Source organism: Nocardia miyunensis NBRC 108239, assembly GCF_001613065.1.
Classification (GTDB): domain Bacteria; phylum Actinomycetota; class Actinomycetes; order Mycobacteriales; family Mycobacteriaceae; genus Nocardia; species Nocardia miyunensis.
In genome coordinates this window covers 20,128-45,577 of record NZ_BDBQ01000063.1, presented here as the reverse complement: position 1 = coordinate 45,577, position 25,450 = coordinate 20,128, and the positions used below count along the sequence as shown (strand labels likewise).

General features: G+C 68.3%; 17 protein-coding genes. 9 read left to right on the top strand and 8 right to left on the bottom strand.

All coding sequences use genetic code 11. The annotated features are described in order from the left end of the window. Nucleotides 1-335: 335 nt before the first annotated feature. Nucleotides 336-2,603 (top strand): ATP-binding protein, encoded by a 2,268-nt coding sequence (locus NM2_RS27205; RefSeq protein ID WP_218026000.1) that lies wholly within the window; start codon nt 336-338, stop codon nt 2,601-2,603. A gap of 60 nt (nt 2,604-2,663) precedes the next feature. On the opposite strand, the gene NM2_RS27200 is transcribed toward NM2_RS27205, so the two are convergent. Next, nucleotides 2,664-4,058: an 8-oxoguanine deaminase gene (locus tag NM2_RS27200; RefSeq protein WP_174575684.1), complete on the bottom strand. Its 1,395-nt coding sequence runs from the start codon at nt 4,056-4,058 to the stop codon at nt 2,664-2,666. Between the two features lie 218 nt (nt 4,059-4,276). On the opposite strand from NM2_RS27200, the gene NM2_RS27195 reads away from it, so the two are divergent. The 6 genes from NM2_RS27195 (at nt 4,277) to NM2_RS27170 (ending at nt 12,139) form a co-directional block, all read left to right on the top strand. Next, nucleotides 4,277-5,776 (top strand): PucR family transcriptional regulator, encoded by a 1,500-nt coding sequence (locus NM2_RS27195; protein ID WP_067674282.1) that lies wholly within the window; start codon nt 4,277-4,279, stop codon nt 5,774-5,776. 24 nt (nt 5,777-5,800) lie between these two features. Continuing rightward, complete coding sequence (locus NM2_RS27190; protein WP_067674387.1) at nt 5,801-6,991, top strand: PucR family transcriptional regulator; 1,191 nt, start codon at nt 5,801-5,803, stop codon at nt 6,989-6,991. A gap of 153 nt (nt 6,992-7,144) precedes the next feature. After that, the gene (lpdA, locus tag NM2_RS27185) at nt 7,145-8,635 is read left to right on the top strand and encodes a dihydrolipoyl dehydrogenase (RefSeq protein ID WP_067674279.1); all 1,491 of its coding nucleotides are present in this window, start codon (nt 7,145-7,147) and stop codon (nt 8,633-8,635) included. A gap of 45 nt (nt 8,636-8,680) precedes the next feature. Next, nucleotides 8,681-9,856 (top strand): pyruvate dehydrogenase (acetyl-transferring) E1 component subunit alpha, encoded by a 1,176-nt coding sequence (pdhA, locus tag NM2_RS27180; protein WP_084531598.1) that lies wholly within the window; start codon nt 8,681-8,683, stop codon nt 9,854-9,856. A gap of 23 nt (nt 9,857-9,879) precedes the next feature. Beyond that, nucleotides 9,880-10,866, top strand: a complete 987-nt coding sequence (locus NM2_RS27175; RefSeq protein WP_218026002.1) for an alpha-ketoacid dehydrogenase subunit beta — start codon at nt 9,880-9,882, stop codon at nt 10,864-10,866. Continuing rightward, a complete protein-coding gene (locus NM2_RS27170) occupies nt 10,859-12,139 on the top strand; it encodes a dihydrolipoamide acetyltransferase family protein (protein ID WP_174575683.1) in 1,281 nt (426 codons plus the stop codon). The genes NM2_RS27175 and NM2_RS27170 overlap by 8 nt, the downstream gene beginning before the upstream one ends. A gap of 144 nt (nt 12,140-12,283) precedes the next feature. Here NM2_RS27170 and car read toward each other — a convergent pair whose 3' ends face one another. After that, on the bottom strand, nt 12,284-15,784 hold the full coding sequence (car, locus tag NM2_RS27165; protein WP_067674273.1) for a carboxylic acid reductase: 3,501 nt from the start codon (nt 15,782-15,784) through the stop codon (nt 12,284-12,286). Between the two features lie 373 nt (nt 15,785-16,157). On the opposite strand from car, the gene NM2_RS27160 reads away from it, so the two are divergent. Both NM2_RS27160 and NM2_RS27155 read left to right on the top strand, forming a co-directional pair. Then, on the top strand, nt 16,158-17,552 hold the full coding sequence (locus tag NM2_RS27160; protein WP_067674271.1) for a metallophosphoesterase: 1,395 nt from the start codon (nt 16,158-16,160) through the stop codon (nt 17,550-17,552). A gap of 388 nt (nt 17,553-17,940) precedes the next feature. After that, the gene (locus NM2_RS27155) at nt 17,941-18,825 is read left to right on the top strand and encodes a class I SAM-dependent methyltransferase (RefSeq protein ID WP_067674269.1); all 885 of its coding nucleotides are present in this window, start codon (nt 17,941-17,943) and stop codon (nt 18,823-18,825) included. Between the two features lie 143 nt (nt 18,826-18,968). On the opposite strand, the gene NM2_RS27150 is transcribed toward NM2_RS27155, so the two are convergent. The 6 genes from NM2_RS27150 to NM2_RS27125 form a co-directional block, all read right to left on the bottom strand. Further along, nucleotides 18,969-19,907: a UTP--glucose-1-phosphate uridylyltransferase gene (locus NM2_RS27150; protein WP_067674267.1), complete on the bottom strand. Its 939-nt coding sequence runs from the start codon at nt 19,905-19,907 to the stop codon at nt 18,969-18,971. Between the two features lie 320 nt (nt 19,908-20,227). Further along, nucleotides 20,228-21,559 carry an MFS transporter gene (locus NM2_RS27145; RefSeq protein ID WP_067674265.1) on the bottom strand — a complete coding sequence of 444 codons (1,332 nt, stop codon included), beginning with the start codon at nt 21,557-21,559 and terminating at the stop codon, nt 20,228-20,230. Between the two features lie 148 nt (nt 21,560-21,707). After that, on the bottom strand, nt 21,708-22,676 hold the full coding sequence (locus NM2_RS27140; RefSeq protein ID WP_067674262.1) for a VOC family protein: 969 nt from the start codon (nt 22,674-22,676) through the stop codon (nt 21,708-21,710). A gap of 32 nt (nt 22,677-22,708) precedes the next feature. Then, nucleotides 22,709-23,848, bottom strand: a complete 1,140-nt coding sequence (locus NM2_RS27135; RefSeq protein ID WP_245718241.1) for a 4-oxalomesaconate tautomerase — start codon at nt 23,846-23,848, stop codon at nt 22,709-22,711. Next, nucleotides 23,845-24,555: a 4-carboxy-4-hydroxy-2-oxoadipate aldolase/oxaloacetate decarboxylase gene (locus NM2_RS27130; protein WP_067674260.1), complete on the bottom strand. Its 711-nt coding sequence runs from the start codon at nt 24,553-24,555 to the stop codon at nt 23,845-23,847. The genes NM2_RS27135 and NM2_RS27130 overlap by 4 nt, the downstream gene beginning before the upstream one ends. Next, nucleotides 24,555-25,388 carry an NAD(P)-dependent oxidoreductase gene (locus tag NM2_RS27125; protein ID WP_067674258.1) on the bottom strand — a complete coding sequence of 278 codons (834 nt, stop codon included), beginning with the start codon at nt 25,386-25,388 and terminating at the stop codon, nt 24,555-24,557. The genes NM2_RS27130 and NM2_RS27125 overlap by 1 nt, the downstream gene beginning before the upstream one ends. Nucleotides 25,389-25,450 lie beyond the last annotated feature (62 nt).

The following is a 25,450-nucleotide window of genomic DNA, read 5'->3' as shown; positions in this document are numbered from 1 at the left end:
CCTCGGCTGCACTCCGTTGTGAGCCGCAGGGGCCGCAAGCCGTGCCGGTGGGGTCGTCGTGCGGTGAACGCTCCGCCGAAAGGCTGGCACTTCTGTCGCTTGCCCCTGTAATTCTCGTCTTTTACACCCATCCGGCATCCGTGGAATTACCCATCCTCGTACCCAGATAAGTACCCGTATACCTGCCTCCCGGCTGAACCAGGCACCGAAAACAGGGCGGAGGACGGCGACGCAGCTTTCGCATCAACTCGTTATTCGCTACGGGGATGCTGGGTACTCGACGCGGTTAGATTGGTGTCGTGGCCAGACGCAGGCACGCTCGCATGGTCGGTAACATGCCGTTCGCGATCACCAGCTTCGTCGGACGGGAACGGGATATCCGCGAGGTCCGCAAGCTGCTCACGACCGCGCGACTGGTCACGCTCACCGGTGTGGGCGGGGTGGGTAAGACACGGCTGGCCACCGAGGTCGCGGCCGCCACTCCATTCCCGGACGGTGTCTGGTTCGTGGATCTCGCCTGCGTCAGCAATCCGGCTCTGGTGGCACAGGCGGTGATGACCAGTCTGGGCATCATCGATATGTCGAACCGGACCGCCGAGAGTCAACTCGTCGACCATCTCGCCGATCTCGATGCGTTGATCGTTCTCGACAACTGCGAACATCTGGTCGAAAGTACCGGCGCGCTGTGCGAGCACCTGCTCAAATCATGCGCTGAGCTGCGGATTCTGGCCACCAGCCGGGAAGCGCTCCGGATCGTGGGCGAGCATGTGTACCCGGTCCTGCCGCTGTCGATCCCCGACTCGGGCACGACGATCACACCGACGGCACTGACCGCTTTCGAAGCGCCGACGCTGCTGTTGGAACGCGCCCGGGCAGTACGTCCGGAATTCACGGTGACCGAAGGGGAGACAGAGGCGGTCGCGCGCGTCTGCTACCGGCTGGACGGCATCCCGCTCGCCATCGAACTCGCCGCATCCCGGCTGCGCTCCCTGACGATGTCCGGGCTCCTGGAACGACTCGACGACCGGTTCACCCTGCTGGACTTCGACTCGCGGGCGGCCGTGCCGCGACAGCGGACCCTGCGCGCGCTGATCGACTGGAGCTACGAGCTGAGCGGACCGGCGGAGCAGTTGCTGTGGGCGCGCCTGTCGGTTTTCGCCGGCGAATTCACCCTGGCCGCGGCGGAGGGCGTGTGCAGCGGTCCCGACCTGCCGCGCGAACAGATTCTGGACCTGATCGACCACCTGATCACCCAGTCGATCCTGACATTCGCCCCGAGCGACGGTCCGCCCCGGTACCGGATGCTGGAAACGATCCGCGAGTACGGCGGGCACCGGCTGACCGAACTGGGCGAAACCGATGTCCGGCGTGAGCGGCATTGCGACTACTACCTCGCGCTCGCCGAGCGAAGCGCCGAAGAGTGGAACGGCCCCGGCCAGGCGGCCAGCCTGGCCGAATTGCGCCGCGAGCACGACAACCTCCGAGCGGCACTCGACTGGGCCACCAACGAGCCGACCGCCGCGCACAAGGGGCTGGCGCTGGTCACCGCACTTCGCTACCACTGGTGTGCCGATGGATTCCTCAGCGACGGACGCCAATGGGCCGAGCGAGCGTTGCGCTGTGGCGACCCGGACAGCCCCGAACGGATCCCGGCGCTGTGGGTAGCGGCGTGGGTGATGCTGCTGCAGGGCGATCGCGACGCGGCCGACCAGGCGCTGGAGGAGTGCATCACCCGGGCGGTCGCCGTGAACGACCGCCGCTCCACCGGCTGGGCGAGCAGTCTGCGCGGCACATCCGCGAGGTTCCGCGGCCATAACGCGGAGTCCATCGTGATCTATGAGCGCGTCCTCGCGGATTTCCCCGACGACGAGAGTCTCACCCGGTTCACCCTGTTCCAGCTGGCCATGTCCCAGGCGAGCGACGGCCCCGACACCGCACCCCGGACGGCCCGGCAGACGATCGCCCTGGCCGATGCGAGCGGCGAACAATGGAGCAAGTCGCTGGCCCTGTGGGCCCTCGGTTTCTACCAGCACACGCACGGCGAAAACGACGAGGCGGTCACCTCGACCTATGCCGCACTGCAGATCCAGACCGCGTTCAACGATCGCGTGGCCACGAGCCTGATGCTGGAACTGCTGGCCTGGATCGCCGCCGCTCGCGGTGAATACCGACGGGCGGCGTGGCTGCTCGGAGCGATCGAGTCGGAATGGCGCCGGATCGGCACCTCGATCACCGCGTTCGGACCCTACCTGGCGCAGCCGCACGATGCTTGCGAGCGGACAACCGCCGCGGCGCTTCCCGAATCGGTGCTGCGAGCCGAGCGCATGCGCGGCGAAGGTCTCGATCACGATCAGGTGATGGCGCGGGCGCTGGACAATCGTGAGAGTGCGGCCGAACCCACGCGGCAGGACGACGCCGTACTGACCACGCGCGAACTGCAGGTGGCCGAACTCGTCGCCGAGGGCCTGAGCAACCGGCAGATCGCGCAACGGCTCGTGGTCTCGCCGCGCACCGTCGACCGGCATCTGGAGAACATCCTCGGCAAACTCGGCTTCGCCTCGCGGGCCCAGGTCGCGGCCTGGATGGCACGGCCTCCTCAGTAGGCGGCGGACGCCATCGGGCTCACGGTGTGTCCGGGGGCCGGGCGGTGGATCGGACCGCCGTCATGCGAGCCCCTCTCGCAGAAGCCTTTTCCGGGCGGCGCTTCCGGCGGCGGCGATGACATCCTGTGAGACGGTGCGCAGTTCGTCGTTCTCGACCACGGTGCGCCCGCCCACCAGCAGCCGTGCCAGCGGCGGGGTCGGACCGAATACCAGTGAGCACACCGGATCGTCGATGGCGGAACGGAATCCGTCCACTCGCCAGATCGCGATGTCGGCGAGCTTGCCCGGCTCGAGGCTGCCGATCTCGTCGTGGCGGCCCAGATTTCGCGCCCCGCCGAGGGTGCCGAGCTCGAGTGCCTGGCGGGCGGTCAGGGCCGTTGGACCGTGCACCGCGCGCTGAAAGAGCATGGCCTGGCGCATTTCACCGGCCATCGACGTCAGCTCTGCGGAAGCGGCGCCGTCCACCCCCAGCCCGACCGGTGCGCCCGCGGCCAGCAGATCACGCACCCGGGCGATGCCCGCGCCGAGCCGGGCATTGGAGCTCGGACAGTGCGCGGAGCCGGAGCCGGTCTCGGCGAAACGCTGAATATCCTTGTCGTGCAGATGAACCGCGTGGGCGAACCAGACGTCCGGGCCCAGCCAGCCGAGCTTGTCCATGTATTCGACCGGGGTACAGCCCATCTGCTCGCGGCAGTGCTGTTCCTCGTCGAGCGTCTCGGCCAGATGGGTGTGCAGGCGAACGCCCTTGTCGCGGGCCAGCATCGCCGATTCACGCATGAGCGTCTCGCTCACCGAGAACGGCGCACAGGGCGCGACGGCCACGCGCAGCATCGAATCGAAGGACCGATCGTGGTACTTGTCGATCGTCGCGGCGGTGTCGTCCAGGATGCGATCGATCGTCTCCACGACCTCGTCCGGCGGCAGACCGCCGTCGGATTGCCCGCGGTCCATCGAGCCTCGGCAGGGGTGGAATCGGATGCCGACCTCGGCCGCCGCGCGAACCTCGGCCTCGAACAGATCGCCACGGCCCGAGGGGAATATGTAGTGGTGATCGGTGGAGGTGGTGGTTCCGCTCAACGCCAGCCAGCCCAGTCCGGCCGCGGCCGCGCCGTAGGTGATGTCGGCATCGATGCGGGCCCAGGTGCGGTACAGCCCGGTCAGCCATTCGAACAGGGTGGCGTCCTGAAACAGGCCCTGGGTGGCCCACTGGTAGAGGTGGTGGTGGGTGTTCACCAGGCCCGGGGTGACCAGGCAGCCGGTGGCATCGATACGTTCGGCGTCCTCGATGACCGGCGCGAGCCCGGTACCGAGACCGGTGATCCTGCCGTTGTCGACGGTCAGGTACCCGTTGGCGATCTCCTCGCCGACAACCGTTGCGATATAAGCGTTTTCGATGATGATCCGGCGGCCCGCAGACGGTGACCCCGCCGGATCAGCTTGCGATACCTTACTCATTGCGCTGTCGCCTTTCACTCCATCGGCAGGAAACGTGTCAGGTCAGTACACCCGTCCGGGGCATCGCGCGGCCACGACCGGAACTCCGAACTGCGCACCGGTTCGCCCGGGGTCGTTCGTACGTACCTCCAAATGCGATGACGCCCGCGTTACGGCGAGGTCACCAGTGCCGACGATACGGCGACAACCGGGTGTGCCGGCTGTTAGCGTCCGCAATCATGCGTCTACGTTCCCTGCTCGCGATGACGGATCTGGGGCTAGAACTCGTCACGGGGGAAGAGGAGCTCGACCGGTTCGTGCGCTGGGTCGTCACCCAGGATCTGCCCGACCCCAGCCGCTATCTGTCGGGCGGTGAACTGGTGCTCACCGGTATGCAGTGGCACAGCGGGCCGCAGGACAGCGAGATCTTCGTCGCGGCGCTGGCCCGATCCAAGGCCGCGGCCCTGGCCGCCGGGGACGCTCGGTACGGCGAACCGCCCGAGGATGTGGTGCAGGCCTGCCGCAAGTACCGGATTCCGCTGTTCCGGGTGCACGAGCGAGTGGCGTTCGCGACCGTCACCGAGCGGGTCACCCGGATGCTGTCCACCGGCCGGGCGGCGGATCTGACCGCGATTCTGGACCGGCATCGGCAGCTGGTCTCGGGCACCGGCCTGGGGTCGGTCCTCGAGCTGATCGAGCGCGATCTGGATATGCGCTGCTGGGTGATGTCCACGACCGGCCGCGTCGTGGCCGGACCGGTCGAGCCGCCACCCGCGCGGGCGGTCACCGAATTCCTGTCCGCCCGGCGGCTGCCGCACGTGGTCCGCACCGAGCCGCGGCCCTGTTCGCTGTTCGCGGTGGACGAATTCGGCACCTCCCGGGTCGCGGACTGGCTGCTGGTCTTCGATTCGGACTGTTCGGACTGGCCCGAGCAACGTCGCGCGCTCGCCGGGGAGCTCGCGGCCATCGTCTCGCTCGAACGGGCCCGCAACGACGACCGCCAGCGCGCCGAGGGCCGGCTGGCCGAGGAACTGGTTCAGCTGATCGTCTCCGATGCCAAACCGGCGGAGATCATTTCGCGATTGGAGCTGACCGGTCTCGGGGTGAGCGACAGCTACGTCGCGGTAGCCGCCGCGGCCGAGGATGTGCTGCGGCCCAGGGAGTTACGTGCGCTGTTGCGCGAAATACTCTATGGCAGAACACCTGCCACGGGTCTGGTGGACGGCGAGGCGATCGCGCTGATCCCCGCCGACGACGAGGCGGTCGCCGCGATCGGCTCGGCTCTGCGCACCCTCGAACCCGGTCTGGGCGGCATCCGGCTGTCGATCGGGGTCAGCGGCGTCGTCGACGGCGAGGGACTGCGCGGCGCGGTCGAACAGGCCCGCTACGCCCGGCGCATGGCCGCCGGACGCGGACACCCGGGCGCACTCGTCGGCCACGACGAACTGGCCACCCACATGATGCTGCTGGCCAGCGTCCCCGACGAGGTGCGCCGCATGTTCCGGCTGCGCCTGCTGGACCCGCTGACCACCTACGACCGGGACAACGGCGCGGATCTGGTGCACACCCTGCGGATATTCCTGCAGACCAACGGCTCGTGGGCCCGCAGCGCCGAACTCCTGCATCTGCACGTCAACACGCTGCGCTACCGGATCGCGCGGATCGAGGAGCTGACCGGACGCGATCTGTCCCGGCTCGAGGACCGGGTCGACTTCTTCCTGGCGCTCGCGCTCGCCTGATCGATTCGGCGTACCGTGCTGGCCATGGCATCGCCACAACCTGCCCTTTCGACCCCGGGGACGCGCACCCTGGTCCAGGCGTGCCGGGCCGACGTTCCGGCGATGACCCGGCGACTGCTGGCGGCGATCTTCACCGACAACCCCGAATGGACCGACTACACCTCGGTCCCGCGCGCGGATCTGCGGGAGGGCTGCCGCCGCTATCTGACCCGGATCCTGGATCTGCTCGGCGGCGCGAGCGGCGATCCCGAGACCGACGACGTCGCCGCCGGGATCGGCCGGCATCGCGCCGAACAGGGCGTGCCGATGGAGGCGATGCTGCGCACCTTCCGGCTCGGCGGCGGCATCGTCTGGGAGGCGCTGCTGGACAAGGCCGGAAACGTTGGGCCACAGGAGATCCGGGAGACCGGGACGGCGATGTGGGCGGTGGTGGACGGCCTGTCGTCATCGCTGGTGACCTCCTACCGCAACACCGAACTCGAGCAGGTCCGGCGGGACGAGCGCCGTCGCCACGCGCTGATCGAGGATCTGCTGTCGGGCCGGGCGCACGACGCCGTCTTCGCCGCACGAGCCGCGCGAGAGCTGAACCTTCCCGCGCAGGGGGCATATCTGGTGGTGGCGGCACGCGGCGCCGGGCGACCGCTGCGCGCGGGCATCGAGACGGCGCTGGCGGCCTCGGGCATCCGATCGGTCTGGCACGACCGGGTGGACACCACGATCGGCATCGTCTCGCTCGAACATCGCACCGATGAGGCTGTGCTGCAACAACTTCGGCCGCAGGTGCGCGGGCGGGCCGGGGCCTCGCCCCCGGTGCCCGGGTTGGCGCAGGTGGATTCGGCGCACGCGCTCGCGCTCATCGCGCTACAGACACTGTCCGGGGAGGCGAGCGGTCTGGTGTCGTTGGAGCAGCGGTATCCCGAGGCGCTGCTGGTCCGCTCCCCCGATCTGACCGATCTACTGCTCACCCACGCCTTGGGCCCGGTGCTCGAACTGCCGGACAAGGAGCGCGACATCCTGCTGCGCACACTGTCGATCTGGTTGGCGGAGAACCGTTCCGCGGCCAATGCCGCACCCCGGCTGCACTGCCACCGCAATACCGTGATCAATCGCTTGCAGCGCATTTCCGGTCTGCTGGGGCGGCCGATCGACAATCAGCGCGCGGCGCTGGAACTCTCCCTCGCCCTCGCGGCGCTCGGACTCGACACCTCCCGATAGCACCACCGGATTGGGCGCTGCGCCCAGTTTGGGAACAGAATTCCTGGGCTTGCGGTGCATTGTTTGTGCTCCCAGTGGCGACAAGACTCGACGGTGATGACACGTGCCACATCCGGGCGCGGTCGTATTCGTACGAGACGAGGAGCACCACGAGTGCCGGAATTCGATCTACTGGTGATCGGCGGCGGTCCGGGTGGCTATGTGGCCGCCATCCGGGCGGCTCAGCGCGGCCTGACGGTCGGGCTGGTGGAGAAGGAACGGCCCGGCGGGGTCTGCCTGAACTGGGGCTGCATTCCCACCAAGGCCATGCTGCGGTCCGCCGAGGTATTCCAGACCGTCAGCGCCGCAGCCGATTTCGGGGTATACGCCGATGACGTCCGATTCGACTTCGCCGCCGTGCGGCAGCGCAAGGACGGCATCGTCAAGGAACTCACCGACGGTGTCGCGGGACTGCTGAAAGCCAACGGCGTCACCGTGATCGAGGGCCACGCCCGATTCACCGGGCCGACCACGGTACAGGTCTTCGAGGCCGGTACCTCACCGATCTTCCCCGGCGGCCCCCGCTACGCCGCCGCGCCCGGCACGGCCGCGGTCCGGGAGATCAGCGCCACCGACGTCATCGTCGCGACCGGTTCGGTACCGGCCGTATTGCCGGTCCCCGGTGCGGATCTGCCCGGCGTGATCACCTCCGACGGCGCGTTCGGGCTGACCGAGGTGCCCGGGCGGATCGTCGTGATCGGCGGCAGTGCGGTCGGCGCGGAGTGGGCCAGCCTGTTCCACGCCTTCGGCGCGCAGGTCACGGTCGTGGAGATGCAGGATCGCCTGGTGCCGTTGGAGGACAGCGCGATCGGGACCGCGCTGGGACGTTCGTTCACCAAGCGCGGCATCACCGTGCTGACCGGGTCCACGGTCACCGGCATCAGCCAGGCGGAGGCAGGGCTGCGTGTCGCGGTCGGCGGTCCGCAGGCGCGCGAAATCGACGCGGATGTGGTGCTCGTCGGCGTCGGCCGTCGTCCCAATACCGCCGCACTCGATCTTGATTCCGCCGGAATCACTACCGACGCACGGGGTTTCATCCCCGTGGATGATCAGATGCGCACCGGCGTGCCGCACGTCTACGCGATCGGCGATGTCACCGGAAAAGCATTGCTCGCGCACGTCGCCTCGCATCAGGGTCTCACCGCCGCCGATGCCATCGCCGGGCACGAGACGCATATCGACTACGCCGTCATCCCGGCCGCGACGTTCACCCATCCGGAGATCGCGAGCGTCGGGCTGACCGAGGAGGCCGCCCGCGCGGCGGGACACGAGATCGTCACCGCCTCTTTCCCGTTCGCGGCACTGGGCCGGGCCAAGACCTACGGCGATACCGAGGGCATGCTGAAAATCGTTGCCGGGCAGCGCCACAACGAGGTGCTCGGCGTGCACATCATCGGGCCGTCGGCCAGCGATCTGATCACCGAAGGCGCACTGGCCATTTCGATCGAGGCCACCCTCGACGAACTCGCAGGCACCATCCACGCCCACCCCACCCTCGGCGAGATCGGCATGGAGGCGGCCCTGGCCGGTCTCGGGCTGCCGGTCCACATCGCACCACCGCGCAAGTCACGGCCGACGCGGGCCGGAGGCGGCAGCGGCGCGTAACAACGCGATTCCGCCCATGCCGCAACGAATTCGAGGAGCACTACAGTGACCACCGCAACTCCGCGCAAATCCACGCGCAAGGCTCGCCGGCCCGCCGCCGAATCCGATCCCGCGCAGGACCCCGGCGCCGCACCGGAGCAGGGCCTGCTCGCCGACCGCACCGATGCCGAAGCATCGACGGTCGAAAGCCGGATCGCCGCAACAGATCCCGAATCGCTGCGCGAGCTGTATCGCGACATGCTGTTCGTGCGCCGCTTCGAGGAGCGCACCGCCCAGGCGTATCAGCAGGCCCGGATCGGCGGCTACTGCCACCTGAACCTCGGCGAGGAAGCGACCGTCGTCGGGCTCGGCGCGGCCATGCGTCCCACCGACTACCTGTTCACCAACTATCGCGAGCACGGCTACGCGCTGGCCAAGGGCATCGAGCCCGGCCGGGTGATGGCCGAGCTGTACGGCCGCTCCACCGGCACCTCCAAAGGCTGGGGCGGCTCGATGCACATGTACGACACCGCGACCCGGCTGCTCGGCGGCTACGCGATCGTCGGCGGTCAAGTTCCGCTGGCCATCGGCGCGGCGCTGGCCATCGACTATCGCGGCGAGGACGACGTGGTGGTCTGCCAGATGGGCGAGGGCACGACGAATATCGGCGCGTTCCACGAATCGCTGAACATCGCGGCGCTGTGGCATCTGCCCGTGGTGTTCCTGGTGATCAACAACTACACCGGAATGGGCACCACGGTCGAGAAGTCCTCCGCCGAGCCGGATCTGTGGAAGCGTGCCGCGGCCTACCGGATGCGCGGTGAGCGCGTGGACGGCACCGACGTGCTGGCGGTGCGGGACGCGGCGAGCGATCTCATCGAATCCGCCCGGCGCGAGGGGAAACCGGCGCTGCTCGAGGCCGTCAGCCATCGGCTCAAGGGCCACTCGGTGGTGGACCCGGCCAAATACCGTACCAGCGAGGCGGTTTCGGAAGCCCGCGAACACGACCCGATCACACTCTGGCACGCGCGGCTGCTCGCCGCCGGTGTGCTGAGCGAGGAGTCGGCCGCGACGATCGAGGCCGAGGTCACCGAGAAGGTCGCCGCCGCTGTGGAATTCGCCGAGTCAAGCCCTCATCCGGATCCGTCGAGCCTGTTCGATTACACGTATGCCACCCCCGTGCCCGGGGAGTTGCGCCGCCTGCCCGCCGATCCGCTGTTCCCGGCCGCGGCTGCCGTCTAGGAAGGTCTATTCCGTTGCCCGTCATCACATATCGCGAAGCCCTGCGCGAGACGCTGCGCCAGGAGATGCGACGCGACGACGACGTATTCCTCATCGGTGAGGAGATCGGCGTCTTCGAGGGCTCCTACAAGATCACCGCCGGTCTGCTGGCCGAATTCGGGGAGAAGCGAGTCCGCGACACCCCGATCGCCGAGGAGGGTTTCGCCGGTGCGGCCATCGGCGCGGCGATGCTGGGACTGCGCCCGGTCGTGGAGATCATGACCATCAACTTCTCCCTGCTCGCGCTGGATCAGATCGTCAATCACGCCGCCAAGATCTACGGCATGTTCGGCGGGCAGACCAGTGTGCCCATGGTCATCCGCACGCCCGGCGGCGGCGGTCAGCAGCTCGGCGCGACCCATTCGCAGAACATCGAGCTGTACTACGCGTTCGTTCCGGGCCTGAAGGTGGTCGCCCCCAGCACCCCGGCCGACGCGGCCGCGCTGCTCAAGGCGTCGATCCAGGACGACGATCCGGTGCTGTTCCTGGAGAACCTCTCGCTCTACAACACCAAAGGTGAAGTGCCCGAGGATCTTCCGCCCGTGCAGATCGGCAAGGCCGCGGTCACCCGGGAGGGGTCGGACATCACGCTGATCGGCTACTCCCGTATGGCCACGGTCTGCACCCAGGTCGCCGAAAAGCTTGCCGCCGAGGGTATCTCGGCGGAGGTCATCGACCTGCGCAGCCTGCGCCCGCTGGACCGCGACACGCTCGTCGCCTCGGTCCGCAAGACCGGCTGCGCGGTGATCGGCGAGGACGACTGGCTCACCTACGGCATCGGCGCGGAGGTGGCCGCCTCCATCTCCGACGGTGCCTTCGACTATCTCGACGCGCCGGTGCGCCGCGTGGCCATGGCCGAGGTGCCGCTGCCCTACGCCAAGCCGCTCGAGCGGCTCGCCCTGCCGTCGGCCGACTCGCTGTACACCGCCGCCATGGAAACCCTTGCGGCCGTTGGAGGACGCAATGCCTGAAATCACCATGCCCCGGCTCTCGGACACCATGGAGGAGGGCGTCATCGCGTCCTGGCTCAAACAGGTGGGAGATCCGGTCGCTCGCGGCGAGGTCATCGCCGAGATCGAGACCGACAAGGCTCTGATGGAGCTGGAAGCCTACGACGACGGGGTTCTCGAACAGATCCTCGCCGACGCGGGAGCGCGAGTGCCGATCGGGGAACCGATCGCACTCGTCGGAGACGGCAGCGGGGCCGCGCGCGCCACAAGCGCTGCGGCACCGGGGACCTCGGCCGCTACCGGCGGATCCGAGGTCTCCCCCGCTGCGCCCGAACCCGAGCGCTCCGCACCCGAGAAGTCCGCGCCCGCGGTCGAACCCGCCGCTCCGGCGACGGCGACGGCAACCGGGGAACGCCGACCGTCCTCACCGCTGGCACGCAAGATCGCTCGTGAACTGGGTGTCGACATCGCCTCGGTGACCGGCACCGGTCCCGGCGGACGGATCACCCGTCGCGACGTCGAATCCGCCCAGCGCACAACCGAATCCGCACCCGCTACTCCGGAGCCCGCGGCCCCCGCGGCCGCCCCGCTTCCGCCCGGCGACTACGACGAGATTCCGCTGACCCGCATTCAGCAGGTCTCGGCCACCCGCCTCACCGAGAGCAAGCAGCAGGCCCCGCACATCTATCTGACCAGCGCGATCGACGTCACCGACCTGCTGGCCTTCCGAGTGCAGATCAACGCGACGCTCGAGTCCGCCGGAAAGGGCAAGGTCAGCGTCAATGACCTGCTCGTCAAGGCGGTCGCGGCCACGCTGCGCACGGACCCGTCCGTGAACGTCAGCTTCGCCGGTGACAAACTCCTGCAGCACAAGGGAATTCATCTCGGCGTCGCGGTGGCGACACCGGCCGGGCTGCTCGTCCCGGTGATCCGCGACGCGGACCGCAAGAGCGTCTCGGACATCGCGGCCGAGAGCCGGGACAAGGCCGAACGCGCCCGTGACCGCAAGCTCCGCGCCGAGGAGATGTCCGGCGGCACGTTCACCATCTCGAACCTGGGCATGTTCGGCATCGAGCAGTTCACCGCGGTCATCAACCCGCCCGAATCGGCGATCCTGGCCGTCGGCGGCGCGAGTGACGAACTGCGACTGGATGACTCGGGTTCGGTGGTGTCCCGCAAGGTCCTGCGGGTCACCCTCTCCGCCGATCACCGCGCCATCGACGGCGCGGTCGCGGCGAAGTTCCTGCAGCAGTTCAAGGATCTGCTGGAACATCCGCTGCGGATCATCACCTAGGAACACCGTCCCACTCGATCGCATATCCGTCCCGGCAAGATACCGGCGGCGTCCCGGGTTGTCGCCGGGGCGCCGCTGGGCTGTGTTCCGAAGCTACGGACACAGCTACCCGCGCACCGTTGAGCGGGCCGGTATGGGGTTGACCTACAACAGCTTTCGCGAGGCCAGGTCGGTCGCGTACTTCTCGATCAACGCCCGGTTCAGGTGCGGGATGTCGCGATCGGGTCCCAACTCGGCGGCCTGCACCGCGCCCTGGAACTTCTTGGCGGGCAAGGCGGCACCGCGCAGTGGCATACCCGGGTACCGGTAGGCGTGCAGCAGCGGCAGCAGCGAATGCTGACGTTGTTCCTCGGGCAGCGCCCGCACCGCGGTCTCGAACCGGCGGAACCATTCGCCGTAATCCTCGATCCGCTCGATCGAATGGCCCGCCTCGATCAGCCAGTCCACGAATTCGTCCAGGGAGATGCCGTCGTCGTGCGGATTGAGCACATCGAAGGTCTCGAAGCCCGCGGCGACCTCGCCGCCGAGCACGGTGATCGCCAGGGCGGTGAAATCGGCGGGTAGCCCGTCGTAGTGCGAACGCTGTCGATTTCCCTGAGAGTCGGTGGCGTAGAAGGACTTCGGCGCCAGCCCGGTCGCCAGCAGGCTCAGCATCAGCCGGGTGAACATGTCGGGGACATTCAGCTGCCCGGCATAACGCGAGTGGGCCAGGATCATATCGGACCGGAAGACCGCCACCGGAAGGCCGCACAGCTCGTTCGCCTCCCGCAGCAGCACCTCACCGGCCCATTTGCTGTTGCCGTAGCCGTTGGCGTACCCGTCGTCGATCGAGCGCACCGCGCTGAACTCGCGGATGTCACCGTCCTCGGTGAACGCCTCGGGCTCGACCTGCGTCGCGACGGCCACCGTGGACAGGTAGGTGACCGGCTTGATCGTCGCGGTCAGGGCCAAGCGGATCACCTCCGCGGTGCCGACCACGTTGGGGCCGAACAACTGTCCGTACGGCAGCACGTGGTTGACCAGGGCCGCCGGATGCGCGATCAGATCGACCGTTTCCGCGAGCCGACGCCAATCCTGCTCGCTCAGACCGAGATTCGGCTCGCCGATATCACCGGCGAGCACCTCGAGGGTACCTTCGGCGAGCGCGTGATAGTGCCGCGTGAGCTCCGGATCACCACTGTCGAAGACCTCGTCCAGCCGGGCGCGGGCCGCGTCCGCGTCGCTGCCGCGCACCACGCAGATCAGCCGGCCGCCCGAGGCGTCGAGTCGTTGCAGCCATTCCAGGCACAGGAAGCGGCCCAGATAACCGTTCGCGCCGGTCAGCAGAACCGTCGCGGGAGCCTGCGCCGCACGCGGGAGGTCCGGGGCGGCATCGAGGGTCGCGCGATCGATGAACTTGTCCAGGGTGAGATCGGCGGCGCGGATCTGCTTTCCGGTCCCGTGCACCGCGGCGACGGTGGGGCGCTTGCCGCCGGAATCGCGCTCGGCCTCGATGTACCGGGCCAGTGCGGTCAGATCGGTCGCGGGGCCGACGATCACGCCGACCGGGACCTCAACTCCGAAGATCTCCTGCAGCAGTGTGGAATACGTCAGCGCCGAGAGCGAATCACCGCCCAGATCGGTGAAGTGCACATCCGGGCGCAGATCATTGGTCGCGCAGCCCAGCAGCGCACGCGCGGCGCGCCCGGCCGTCTCCAGTACCGGCAGATCCGCGGCCCCGCGGCGCAGTGCGGCCAGTTCGGCGTCCTGTTCGTGCGCCAGATCCGCGTAGAGCTGCTCGAGCCGATCGCCGTAACGCTCTTTGAGCTTGGGCCGCAACAGTTTCCCGATTCCGGAGAGCAGTCCGTCGTCGAGCGTGAACGGCTTCGTCTCCAGCAGGATGGCACGCGGGATCTCGTAGGAGTTCAGCTCGGCCGCACGGGCGACCTGCTGTAGCGATTCGGTGATCGCCGTGGTCAGGTCTGCGGTATCGGGATGTGCGGCAAGAGATTCGGGTGTCGGCACGACGACCGCGAGTAGATAGGACCGCTCGCTGCTGCCGTACACGTAGATCTGACGGACCAGCGGACTCGCCGCGTAGACCGCCTCGAGCTTGGCGACCGTGACGAATTCACCCTGCGAGAGTTTGAGCACGTTGTTGCGCCGGTCGACGTACACCAGGTGGTCGGGGCCGTGTTCGGCCATGATGTCGCCGGTGCGGTAGAAGCCCTCGGCGTCGAAGATCTCCGCGTTCAGTTCGGGGCGCTTGAAATAGCCGGGAATGAGCGTCTCGGACTTGAGCAGCAATTCCCCTCGCGGATAAGGCTTGTCGGTGCTGAAGTAGCCCAGTTCCGGGACATCGATCAACTTGTAATCGGTGACCGGCGGCCGCACGACGACGTTGTCGACGATGATCCCGCCCGCGGACTCGGTCGAACCGTATCCGTCCACCATGCCGAATCCCAGTACCGAGGCCATGAATTCGCGCAGCTGGGCCGACAACGGCGCACTGCTGCTGATGGCCATGATGAAGCGACCGCCCAGAACCTGGTCGCGCAGTTCGATTTTCACCTCTTGCTCGACGGTCTCCGGTACACCTCCGGCGGCCACCCGGCGATCGACCTCACCGCGGAAACGCTGGAACAGCATGTCGCACACGCGCGGTACGAAGAACAGCATCGTGGGACGCGCCAGCGCCAGATCCTCGAACAACGTGGACATATCGCTGCGGGCCGCGAAATACACTGTGCCGCCGTGGCTCAGGCAGGACAGCAGCGAGCCGCGTCCGGCGACGTGACTCATCGGCATGAAGCTGAACCCGATCGACGGGAACGGCCGGTCCGCGCCGTTGCGCCACATCCTTGCGACCAGAGACTCGGGATACATTGCACCCTTGGGCGTTCCGGTGCTGCCCGAGGTGTAGACGAGCAGGGCCAGCGCATCCTCGCCCGCGCCGGTGTGCAGCGGCGCTTCGGGGAGTTCGCCACCGCGCGCGATGTCCTGCGCGAGAGTCCGCACGACCACCGGGCGATCGGCCAGGCGGGCGCGGGCGGCTTCGACCGCGGCGCGGTGTTCGTCGTCCCGCGGATGATGATCGAAGACGATCAGTGTGCTCGGTGATCCGGTGGCCAGCACCAGGTCCACCGCGGTGTCGAGCTGTTCGACGCTGGCGGCCAGCACGCGCGGCCGGGTCTCGGCGACGATCGGGGTCAGCTGCGCCGCGGGCGCGCCGGCCTGCAGCGGCACCGAAACCGTGCCCAGCGCGGTGCAGGCCAGATCCACCACCGTGTAATCGGTACTGGTGAATCCGAGGGTTGCGACGAAATTACCTGCGCGGACCGGTGATTCGGGGTCGTGATACCACGCCGCGGCGACGGCGGTGACGCGCCGCCACATCTCGCCGTAGGTGATCGCGTCGTAGCGCGGCAGCAGCCGTCCTCGGGTGCGGCCGGTCTCGTCGGTGACGAATTCCATCGCCCGCATGGCCAGCGCCGGACGGTCCGCGTATCCCTGCGCGAGGGTCGCGATCGCGCGGGCCAGCGGCACGTCGTTGCGCGCCATCTCCGCGCCCACCTCGGCATCCGGCATCACCGCGCGAATCTGCGGATCGGCTGCGACCAGCTCCGTCATGCGACGCACCAGTTCCTGCTGCGCTGCCTCGTCCATACCCGACCTCCCTCGGATTCGTCCGGCGGTCCACTGCCGGGCACACCCCAGCGATACATGTATTACGCAATTAGTTTCATACGCCAACTATCTCAGCTCCGCAACCAGGCAATGTCAAGTCCAGGGGCGGGTCTCCCCGGCAAACGCCGAGCTCAGGGGCACTGTCCGATATCTCACTCAGCCCTGCGCGGCCAGGTATGCTAGAGCTCACAGCTCGGGAAACCGCAGGTCGGCAGGCTGACAACATCCCGGCGTCATCCGACGGCACCGAAATATTCAGCACAGGCGGCCGAATGGTCATGTGCGGGCTCCGGACCGTTCAACCGGTGGTTCTACCGTCGAATCATCGGGCCGTACCCGGGCGGAGGATGCCATGCTGAACGCACGTCTGCGAGCGACCTGGGTCGCCAATGCCGCAACGGGAGCGGCCGCCGTCACGGTGGGAACCCCCTTCCGCAGCCGGACGACATTCACCGTACATCGCGCGGATCGTATTCGGGTGCAACAGGATTCGCTGGTCGTCTCGGATCTCGAGGTGGTGACCGTCACCGACCGGTCGGCGATCCTGACCTGGACGACCCGGGCCCGCGACCACGCCGGGCGGCTGCATCCGGCGCCGGCGGACACCGAGGTTCGCATCGCGCCCGCGGACGCCTCGCATCCGCCCCGGCGATACAGCCTCGACTCCCGGCCCACCGCGTACCACTACGCGCAGATCGAGGGACTCGAGCCGGGCCGCGCCTACCGATTCGAGGCGTATTCCGGCGGTCACCGCGCCGGCCCGGCGCGGACCCTGGTGACCCGCCGGGCCGGATCACCGGAAACCACAGGCATTTTCACCACGCTGACGCCGCCGCCGGGTCCGCTGCTGCGCACCATCGCGCTCGCCAACGACGTGCACTACGGCGAGAGCACCAGCGGCCTGATCGTGGCCGGATTCCCGAACGGTCTGCGGCACGACACCGACAACCATCCCGAGATCATGCTCGACGCGCTGCTGACCGACCTGCGCGCGCCCGATCGAGGCATCGATCACCTCATAGTGGCCGGTGACATGACCGACTCTGGCACGTTCGAGCAGTCGGCGGCGGTGCGGGCGCGACTGGATGCCTGGGGTGCGGCGGGCCGCGACTACTTCGTCTGCCGGGGTAACCACGACGTCTGCCGCGACGGCGATCCCTGGGGTTCGGTATTCCATGCGCGGGGCCGAGTGGACGTCTCGGACGTCGACGGGCTGCGCATCATCGCGCTGGACACGACCCGTCCGCGCGGTTCCGGCGGCACGCTCACCGCGCCGCAGTTGAGCAATCTGCGCGAGGTGCTGGCAACCGATCCGGACCGGCCGACCCTGATGTTCGGCCATCATCCGGTGACTTCCTCCGCGGCGGTGAGCAATCCGGCCGGACCGGGCTTCGTGCTCGACCGCGCCTCGGCCGCCACACTGCACTCGCTGTACCGCGCCGCGCCGGGCGTGTTCCTGCATCACACCGGCCACACCCACCGCAATCGGGTGGGCCGCCCGGACTCCCCCGTGGACGTCGAATTCCTCGAGGGCGCCGCGGTCAAGGAATATCCCGGCGGCTATCTGCTGCTGCGTATCTACTCCGGCGGCTACATGGTGAACTTCTACAAGACCCGCGCCGAGCCCGCACTGCGCTGGAGCACCCGAACCCGCCGACAGTATTTCGGCCTGCACCCCGATCACTCCCTGGGCAGCTGCGCCGACCGTAACCACGTTGTGCTGCGCGACTTTTCGGGCTTGCGGTAAGAAGCCGCCCACGGCCACACGGCCACACGGCCACACGGATCAGTGTCCCGGAGTGTAGCCGGTTCGCTTCTCGAAGTGCTTGCTTACCAACGCTTTCCGGCAGGTCGGCGGTTCACCGGGGCGGTGATGTGCGATACGACCGGATCACATTCACCGCCGAGGTGTGACCACCTCTCGGAGCGAATTCGGTTCTGCTGATCTCGGCATTGCACGGACCGCGCCGGACCAGCACGAACGGCGCTCGGGTCACGGGTGCGTCCACCCGGATCGACGAGTGTGGCCAACACGATGATCATTTTTGCGCCTACGCTGGCTCGCGGAGCAAGTACCGACCGGTTGTCGCACGCCTGAGTATTTCAGTGCGCCAGTAAGATTGAGGAGACTAGTAGTGCGAACCGATGGAGATACCTGGGACATCATCAGTAGTGTCGGCATCACCGCCCTGGGGGTCGCGACATTTCGGGCGGTCGAGACCGCCCAGCCCGACGCTCTGATCCACGACGACTGCGCCCCGCTGTTCATCGAGGCCGCGGGCGAACCGCGTTCGCTACAGGCGCTCGCCACGCCCGGTGAGGCGGAATTCCTGCCCGTGGCCCGCATGACCGGGGTGCGGACGAAGTTCTTCGACGAGTTCTTCCTCGCCGCCGCGGCATCGGGCGTGCGGCAGGCGGTGATCCTCGCGTCCGGGCTCGACGCACGCGGCTACCGGCTCGACTGGCCCGTGGGCACGACCGTCTTCGAGATCGACCAGCCCAAGGTGCTGGAGTTCAAGCATCAGGTGCTGTCGGACAACGAGGTGGTGCCCCGGGCCGTGCTGCGCACCGTTCCGGTCGATCTGCGCAACGACTGGCCTGCCGCACTGTCCGCCGCCGGTTTCGACGCCGACCGGCCGACCGCCTGGTCGGCCGAGGGTTTGCTGCCCTATCTGCCGTCCGCGGCTCAGGACGCGCTGTTCGAGCGGATCCATACGCTCTCGGCCCCCGGCAGTCACCTGGCGGTGGAGGGCTTCTCCGGCCGGCCCGATATCGCCCGCATCTCCGCGGCGGCCAAGCAGGAGATGAGCACCAGCCCGTTCGGCGACATCGACGTCACCGCGCTGTTCTACGACGACGAGCGAACCGATCCGATCCAGTGGCTGACCGACCGCGGCTGGCGGGTGGATTCGGCGAATGTCACCGAACTGTCCGCGCGCTACGACCGCCCGGCCCCCGAACTGCCCGGCGACCTGGGCGGCATGCACGACGTCGCCGCGTATATGACCGCGACGAAGTAGTCACGCGAGCGGCGCGAACGCATCCGCTCGCTCGAGCGGATGCGTTTGCTTCCCAACGTATTCGGCTGCGTCGGTCGCTCATGACGCGCTCGGCTTCGTCGTGTGCGAACCGCGCTGTTCCGTTGGACCGCTCGCAGGTGGACTCACGCCGCGAGACGCTGCACTAGCCAATCCCGCAGGGGCGCTGCGTATTCCTCGCGTTCGAGGGCGAAATCGACTGCGGCACGGAGGTATCCGCCCGGATTGCCGATGTCGTGGCGGACGCCGCGGTGCACGACGACGTGGACCGGATGCCCCTCGGCGATGAGCAGGGCGATGGCGTCGGTGAGCTGGTACTCCCCGCCCGCACCGGGTTCGATGCGGCGCAGGGCGTCGAAGATGGCCCGATCGAGCAGGTAGCGTCCTGCGGCGGCGAGGGTCGAGGGGGCGTCCTCGATGGCGGGCTTCTCGACCATGGCTTCGACCCGCAACACATCCGGAGCATGCGCGTCGGGGGCCGCCGCGACATCGAAGACGCCGTACGCGCTGACCTGCTCGCGAGGCACCTCGAACGCGCACAGCACGCTGCCGCCCCAGCGGCGGCGCACGGCGGCCATGGTCTCCAGCACGCCGTCCTGCTCGGACGCGGCGGTCCCGGCGGGCGGACGCACCAGATCGTCGGGCAGCAGCACCGCGACCGCGTTCTCGTCGGGGGCCAGCACCGATTCCGCTTGCAGCACAGCATGTCCCAGTCCCAGCGGACGCTGCTGCAGAACCGTGTCCACCTCGAGCAGTTTGGGTGCGCGGCGCACCCGCTCGAGCAGGCCGAACTTGCCGCGCTGGGCGAGCGTGTTCTCCAGCTCCCGGTCCTCGGTGAAATGCTTTGCGACGGAACTCTTTCCGGGCGAGGTGACGATCACCATCCGGTCGGCGCCGGCCTGCGCGGCCTCCTCGGCCACCAGCTCGATGCCGGATGTGTCCACCACCGGAATCAGTTCCTTGGGAACGGATTTGGTGGCGGGCAGGAACCGGGTGCCCAATCCGGCCGCGGGCACCACGGCGGTGCGGAACTGGCGCGGGGTAGTCGGTGCGGCGTGGCCCATGTCGATCTCCTTCGAGTGCCGGATTGCCGTTCACGATCTTCGACACCCGACGCTATGGACCGAACCTGTGCATCACGTAGGAGCAGCCTCCCGTTACGGGCAGAACGCTCCCGACCTCCGTGACTTCCCTCACATACCATGTCGCAGCGGCAAATCCGAATCCCGAGTCACTCCCGGCACCCACACCATCACGATGCGGACCCTCGACCCCTTGCGTGGTCGCACCGGACCCGGACGACCGTACGACGCGCATCGCTGGGCATACCGGATCCCCTGCCGCTACAGCACTCGCATCGCGAGATCAGCGCTGGTCACCCGCGCTAACCGGCGGCGACTACCGGCGCTCCACTCCCGGCCGGATCGGACACCGGCCGGGCTCGCACCAAGGCCACCATCACCGCCGAGATCAGCGCCGCCACCGCGAAGACCGTGAAGCCCCAGTTCGACAGCTCGTGCGCGACCAGAACGCCACCCAACCAGGGCCCGAACACCGCACCGAACCGGCCGATGCCCGAAACCCAGCCCAGCGAGGTCGCCCGGATGCTCGGCAGATAGTAGGTGCCGACCGAGGCGTAGATCAGCGTCTGCGCGCTGAACAGGAATCCGCCGGTCAGGAAGACGTCGACGTAGGTCAACCCCAGCGGCATGTGCACCGCGAGCAGCCCGATCCCGATCATGGTGGCCGTGAACCAGATGATGGTGACCCGCCGCGGACCGAACCGGTCGGCGAGCCGCCCGGCGACCAGCAGCCCGACGATGCCGCCGAAGTTGATCACGACCAGGAAGCTGATCGCCGAGCCGAGGTTGTAACCGTGCGAGCGCATCATCGTGGGCAGCCAGGTGTTCACGCCGTAGACGAGCAGCAGTCCGCCGAACGAGGCGATCCAGAACAGCAGCGTCACCGAACGCAGTGCGGGAGTGAACAATTCGGAGAGCTTGCCGCGCCGCTGCTCCGCATCGCGCTCGGGTGCGTAGGCCGCGAGCGAGACGCCGAACCGGTCCGCGACCCGCTGTGCCCGCTCGGTGCGGCCCGAGGCCAGCAGATAGGTCAGCGATTCGGGCAGCAGGAAGATGATCGCGGGCACCGCGATGACGATCGGCGCCGCGCCGAGCCAGTACACCGATCGCCAGCCCAGCGATTCGACGATGTTCATCGCCAAGGCTCCGGCGACCACGCCACCGGCCTGATGGGCGGTCATCAGGAAGGTCACCGCGATGTTCTTGCGCGCGGCCGGGGCATACTCCATGACCATCGTGATCGCGGTCGGCAGCAGTACGCCCAGGCCGATACCCGCGGTGAACCGCGCGGCGCCGAAGGTCGCGACATCGGGCGCCATACCGCAGACGGCCGCGGACAGCGTGAACACCAGCACTCCGCCCAGGATGATCTTGCGGCGCCCGAGCCGATCGGTGATCACCCCGGCGCCCAGTGCGCCCAGCAGCATGCCGAAGGTGTTGAAGCTGCCGATGTCCCCGGCCACGGCCGGGCTCAGCCCGAATGCCTTGTCCTTGAACACCCCAGGCAGAGTCGCGCCGTATACGAACAGATCGAGTCCGTCGAGCAGGACGAGGAACCAGCAGACCGCGGTGACCTGAAGCCACAACCGCCGGGAGGTGGTGGTCGTGACACCACCGGATTCGAGCGAGGACACCTGTGTCCCTTTCGTCCGTAGAGCTATATCCAGTGATGCACGCTACATCCGCAGCAATATCATCAACAGTATTTCGAGCAAAATTGTTAACATTTAATTCGTCCGGTCGGCCACACGGCGAGCCGACCGGACGACAGGGGCGGCCGGCTCAGTCCTGCGACTGCGCGAGATCCTCGGCGGTCGGCGTCCCGTGGGTGTGGAAGGACTCGATCGTCTTGAGTCCCCACGCCTGTCCCTTGGCTCGTTCGGCCTCGGTCCAGTCCACCCGCTTCCAGTCCGGAGCCAGAATCAAACGCGCACCGGCATTGCACAATTCGATGCGATTGCCGCCCGGTTCGTAGACGTAGAGGAAGAACGTCTGCTGAATGGCGTGCTTGTGCGGGCCGGTTTCGATGAACACGCCCTGATCCAGCGCGACATCGCAGGCGCGCAGGATGTCCGCGCGGCTGTCGGCGGCGAAGGCGATGTGGTGCAACCGCCCCGACAGGCCCAGGTTATCGCGGGTGTAGACCAGGTCGTAGCTCTTGTTGGTGAACGTCGTCCAGGTGCCCGCGACCGTGCCGTCGTTCAGCACGATCTGCTCGGTCGTCATCGCGCCGAGGGTCTGCTCGAGGAAGTCGCGGTTGTCCACCGGAGTGCGGCCCAGGAAGTTGACGTGATCGAGCCTGCGCGCCGGGACGCCGCCGCTGGGATAGGCACTGGCCTGATTCTTCAGCGACGGACGGTCCTCGTCACCGGCCTCGTACCATTCCGCCTCGTAGTAGAGACCGAATTCATGGCCGTCGGGATCGGTGAAACGGTAGGTCGGCCCGAAACCGGGTTCACCGTCGGTCCAGCCGATTCCGCGTCCGGCCGCCTCCAGCGCGGCGACCCGCCGGGTCAGCGCCTCGGGACTCGTCGCCCGCAGATGGGTGCGGGCGATGCCGCCGTGCCGGTGCGCGCGCAGGGTGAGGCTGTGGTGCTGATAGTCGTCCCAGGCGTGCAGGTACACCTCGTCCTTGCCCTCGCCGACGACGTGCAGTCCGAGGAAATCGGTGAAGAATTCGACGCTGCGCTCGAGCGTCGGTGTCAGCAGCTGTACGTGCGCCAGATGCGCGATGTCATGACCGGGGGCCATCGTGTTGTCCTCCTCGACAAACGGGGCGCGCCTCAGGCGCGGGGAAAAACCTTGCCCGCGAACAGTTTCCGGGCGGTGCGGACCACACCGGCGCTGCGCACGAGGGGCGGATGCACGGTGTGATCCAGGTCGATGTCGACCAGCAGATGCCCGGACGGATGTTCCACATCCACCCGGCGCAGATCCGCGGGCCAGGCCGCGGTGAGGTCGTGACCGACCGCACCGGGCGTGGTCATCGCGGTCACCGCGCTGATCGCCGCGAAAACCCCGAGCGAGGTGTGCGGGCGCACCGGGATGAACGAGCGGGTGCACACCCGGCCGCCGTCACGGGCCGGTGCGAGCAGAATCGTCTTGGGCACAGAGGATTCCGCGACGTCGCCCAGACCCATCAGCTCCGCGGCCGCGCGGCGCAACCGATCGACGCGGTCGGTCAGCGCGGTATCGGCGGCCAGTTCGTCGGGCGATTCGTAGCCGGTGAGCCCGAGGCTCGCGGCCTCGGCGACCACGACCGGCATGCCGTTGTCGACGCAGGTGACCTCGATGCCCTCGACGGTATCGCGCACACTTCCGGTGGGGAACAGTCCGGAGGTGGCCGAGCCGGCGGTGTCCTCGAAGGCCAGCGTCACCGGTGCGGCGCCCCCGGGCACGCCGTCGATGCGGGTGTCGCCGTCGTACACCGGACGACCGTCGCGAACCGGGAACGTGGCCGTGGCCGTGCCACCGGAATTGACCAGATATATTCGCACGGAACAGGTTTCGCCCGATGCCGGGACCAGTCCGGATTCGGCGGCGAACTGCCCCACCCCGGCCAGGATGTTGCCGCAGTTCTGCCGATCGGAGACCGTGGGCTGTTCGACGCCGAGTTGCAGGAACAGGTAGTCCACGTCGACGCCGGGCCGCTCGGACGGCGACACCACCGCGACCTTGCTGGTCAGCGAGGTCGCGCCGCCGATTCCGTCGATCTGGCGCGGATCCGGCGTACCCATGATCCGCAGCAGCAGATCGTCGCGCTCGGCCGGGTCGCCGGGCAGATCCGCGGCCAGGAAGAACGCTCCCTTGGAGGTGCCGCCGCGCATCCACACGCAGTCGATGCCGTCCCGGTCGACGCTCGGCGGGACGGCCGTCCCCTCATCGGCGGCCGTCTCGCCGAGCGGATCCGGGCGCCTGGTCACGATCGCTCCCGGGCGCCCTGGTAGTCCTCGTAGGACACGTACTCGATGCCGAACTCGGCGAGCCGATCGCGCAGACCGTACCGGTCCAGGCCCAGTTCACCCTCGCGGAACGCCTGCCGCGCCGCCTCCTCCTTGGCGACGCGCGCGGCCGAGAGCTCCAGCGCCTCCGGCACTTTCGCGCGTGGCACGCGAACCACGCCGTCATCGTCCGCGACGATCACATCGCCGGGATGAATCACCTGACCCTCGATGACGACCGGCACGTTGATCGCGCCCGCGGTGGCCTTGACCGTGCCCTGCGCGCTGACCGCCGTGGACCAGGCCGGGAAGCCCATCTCACGCAGATCCGCGACATCGCGCACACCGCAGGCCAGAATCACGCCCCGCACGCCCCGGCGCGCCAGCGCGGTGGCGAACAGTTCGCCGAAAAGCCCGTCGCTGGACGGCGAATTGGTCGCCACCACCAGCACGTCACCCGCGCGGCACTGCTCCACCGCGACGTGGATCATCAGATTGTCACCGGGCCAGCACAGGACGGTGACCGCGGTACCGCCGATCCGCGCACCGGGCCACGCCGGACGCAGCCGCGGACCGAGGAAGCCGGTGCGCCCCTGTGCCTCGTGGACGGTGGCGGTACCGTACTCGCCGAGTGCGGCGGCATCCTCGATCGAGGCCCGCGGGCACCCGGTCACCACGACGTTCTCCATCACTGTCCTCTCGAATCGCGACTCGCGCCTTCGTCTCCGAAGGCGATGTCCTGCAAAGCATCTCGTGCGGCCGTGGCGATACGGGGGGTAACGCCGAGCTCGGTCAACTGCCCGGCCGCCGCCGTCATCTCGTCGGCGCGGCGGGCGGCGTGGGCATAGGTGCCGCTGATCAGGCGGTCCAGGGTGTCCTCGTCGAAGGAGCGGAATTCCCCGGCGATGTGATCGCGGAACCAGTCCGCGCATCCCGCCGCCTCCGCACCGGCCAGCCCTTCCACGACCGCCGCGGCCAGCCCCTTGTACACGACGCTGCGCAGCAATTTGCGCGAACTGGCCACTCCGACCGGTCCGGGAACGAGCTCGACCGGAACACCGATCCCGGCCATGAGGTCCACGAAACCCGGTGCGGCCGAACCGGATACCTGCATCGGCGTGCGAATCCCGCGACCGGGCACGGGAGCCATGATGGCCACGTCGACCAGGTCCACCCCGGCCTCGGCGGCCAGCTCCGCCAGCCGCACCTTGGCAGCGGGGGTACCGGTATTCGCCTCGGCCCACACCGCGCCGGGCGTAAGGCCCGAAAGAGCCTGCCGCAGGGCGGATTCGGCCTCGTGCGCGGTGGTCAGACCGAATACCAGCTCGGCGCCGCGAACGGCATCCGCATCGCTCGTGCACTCCAGGACACCCTGCGGCGCAGGCGCTTTCGGATCGAACCCGCGCACATCCGCACCCAGCGTGGCCAGGTCACGGGCGAATTCCGTGCCCGCCTCGCCGAATCCGAGTACCGCCACCCGCAGCGGCGCGGACTCGCCAACGACAGACGCGTCCTCGGGCATCGACTCACCTCACTTGCTCCGCGGTCGCTCGCCCCAGCGGGCCGAGCGCGAGCGTGCCGCAC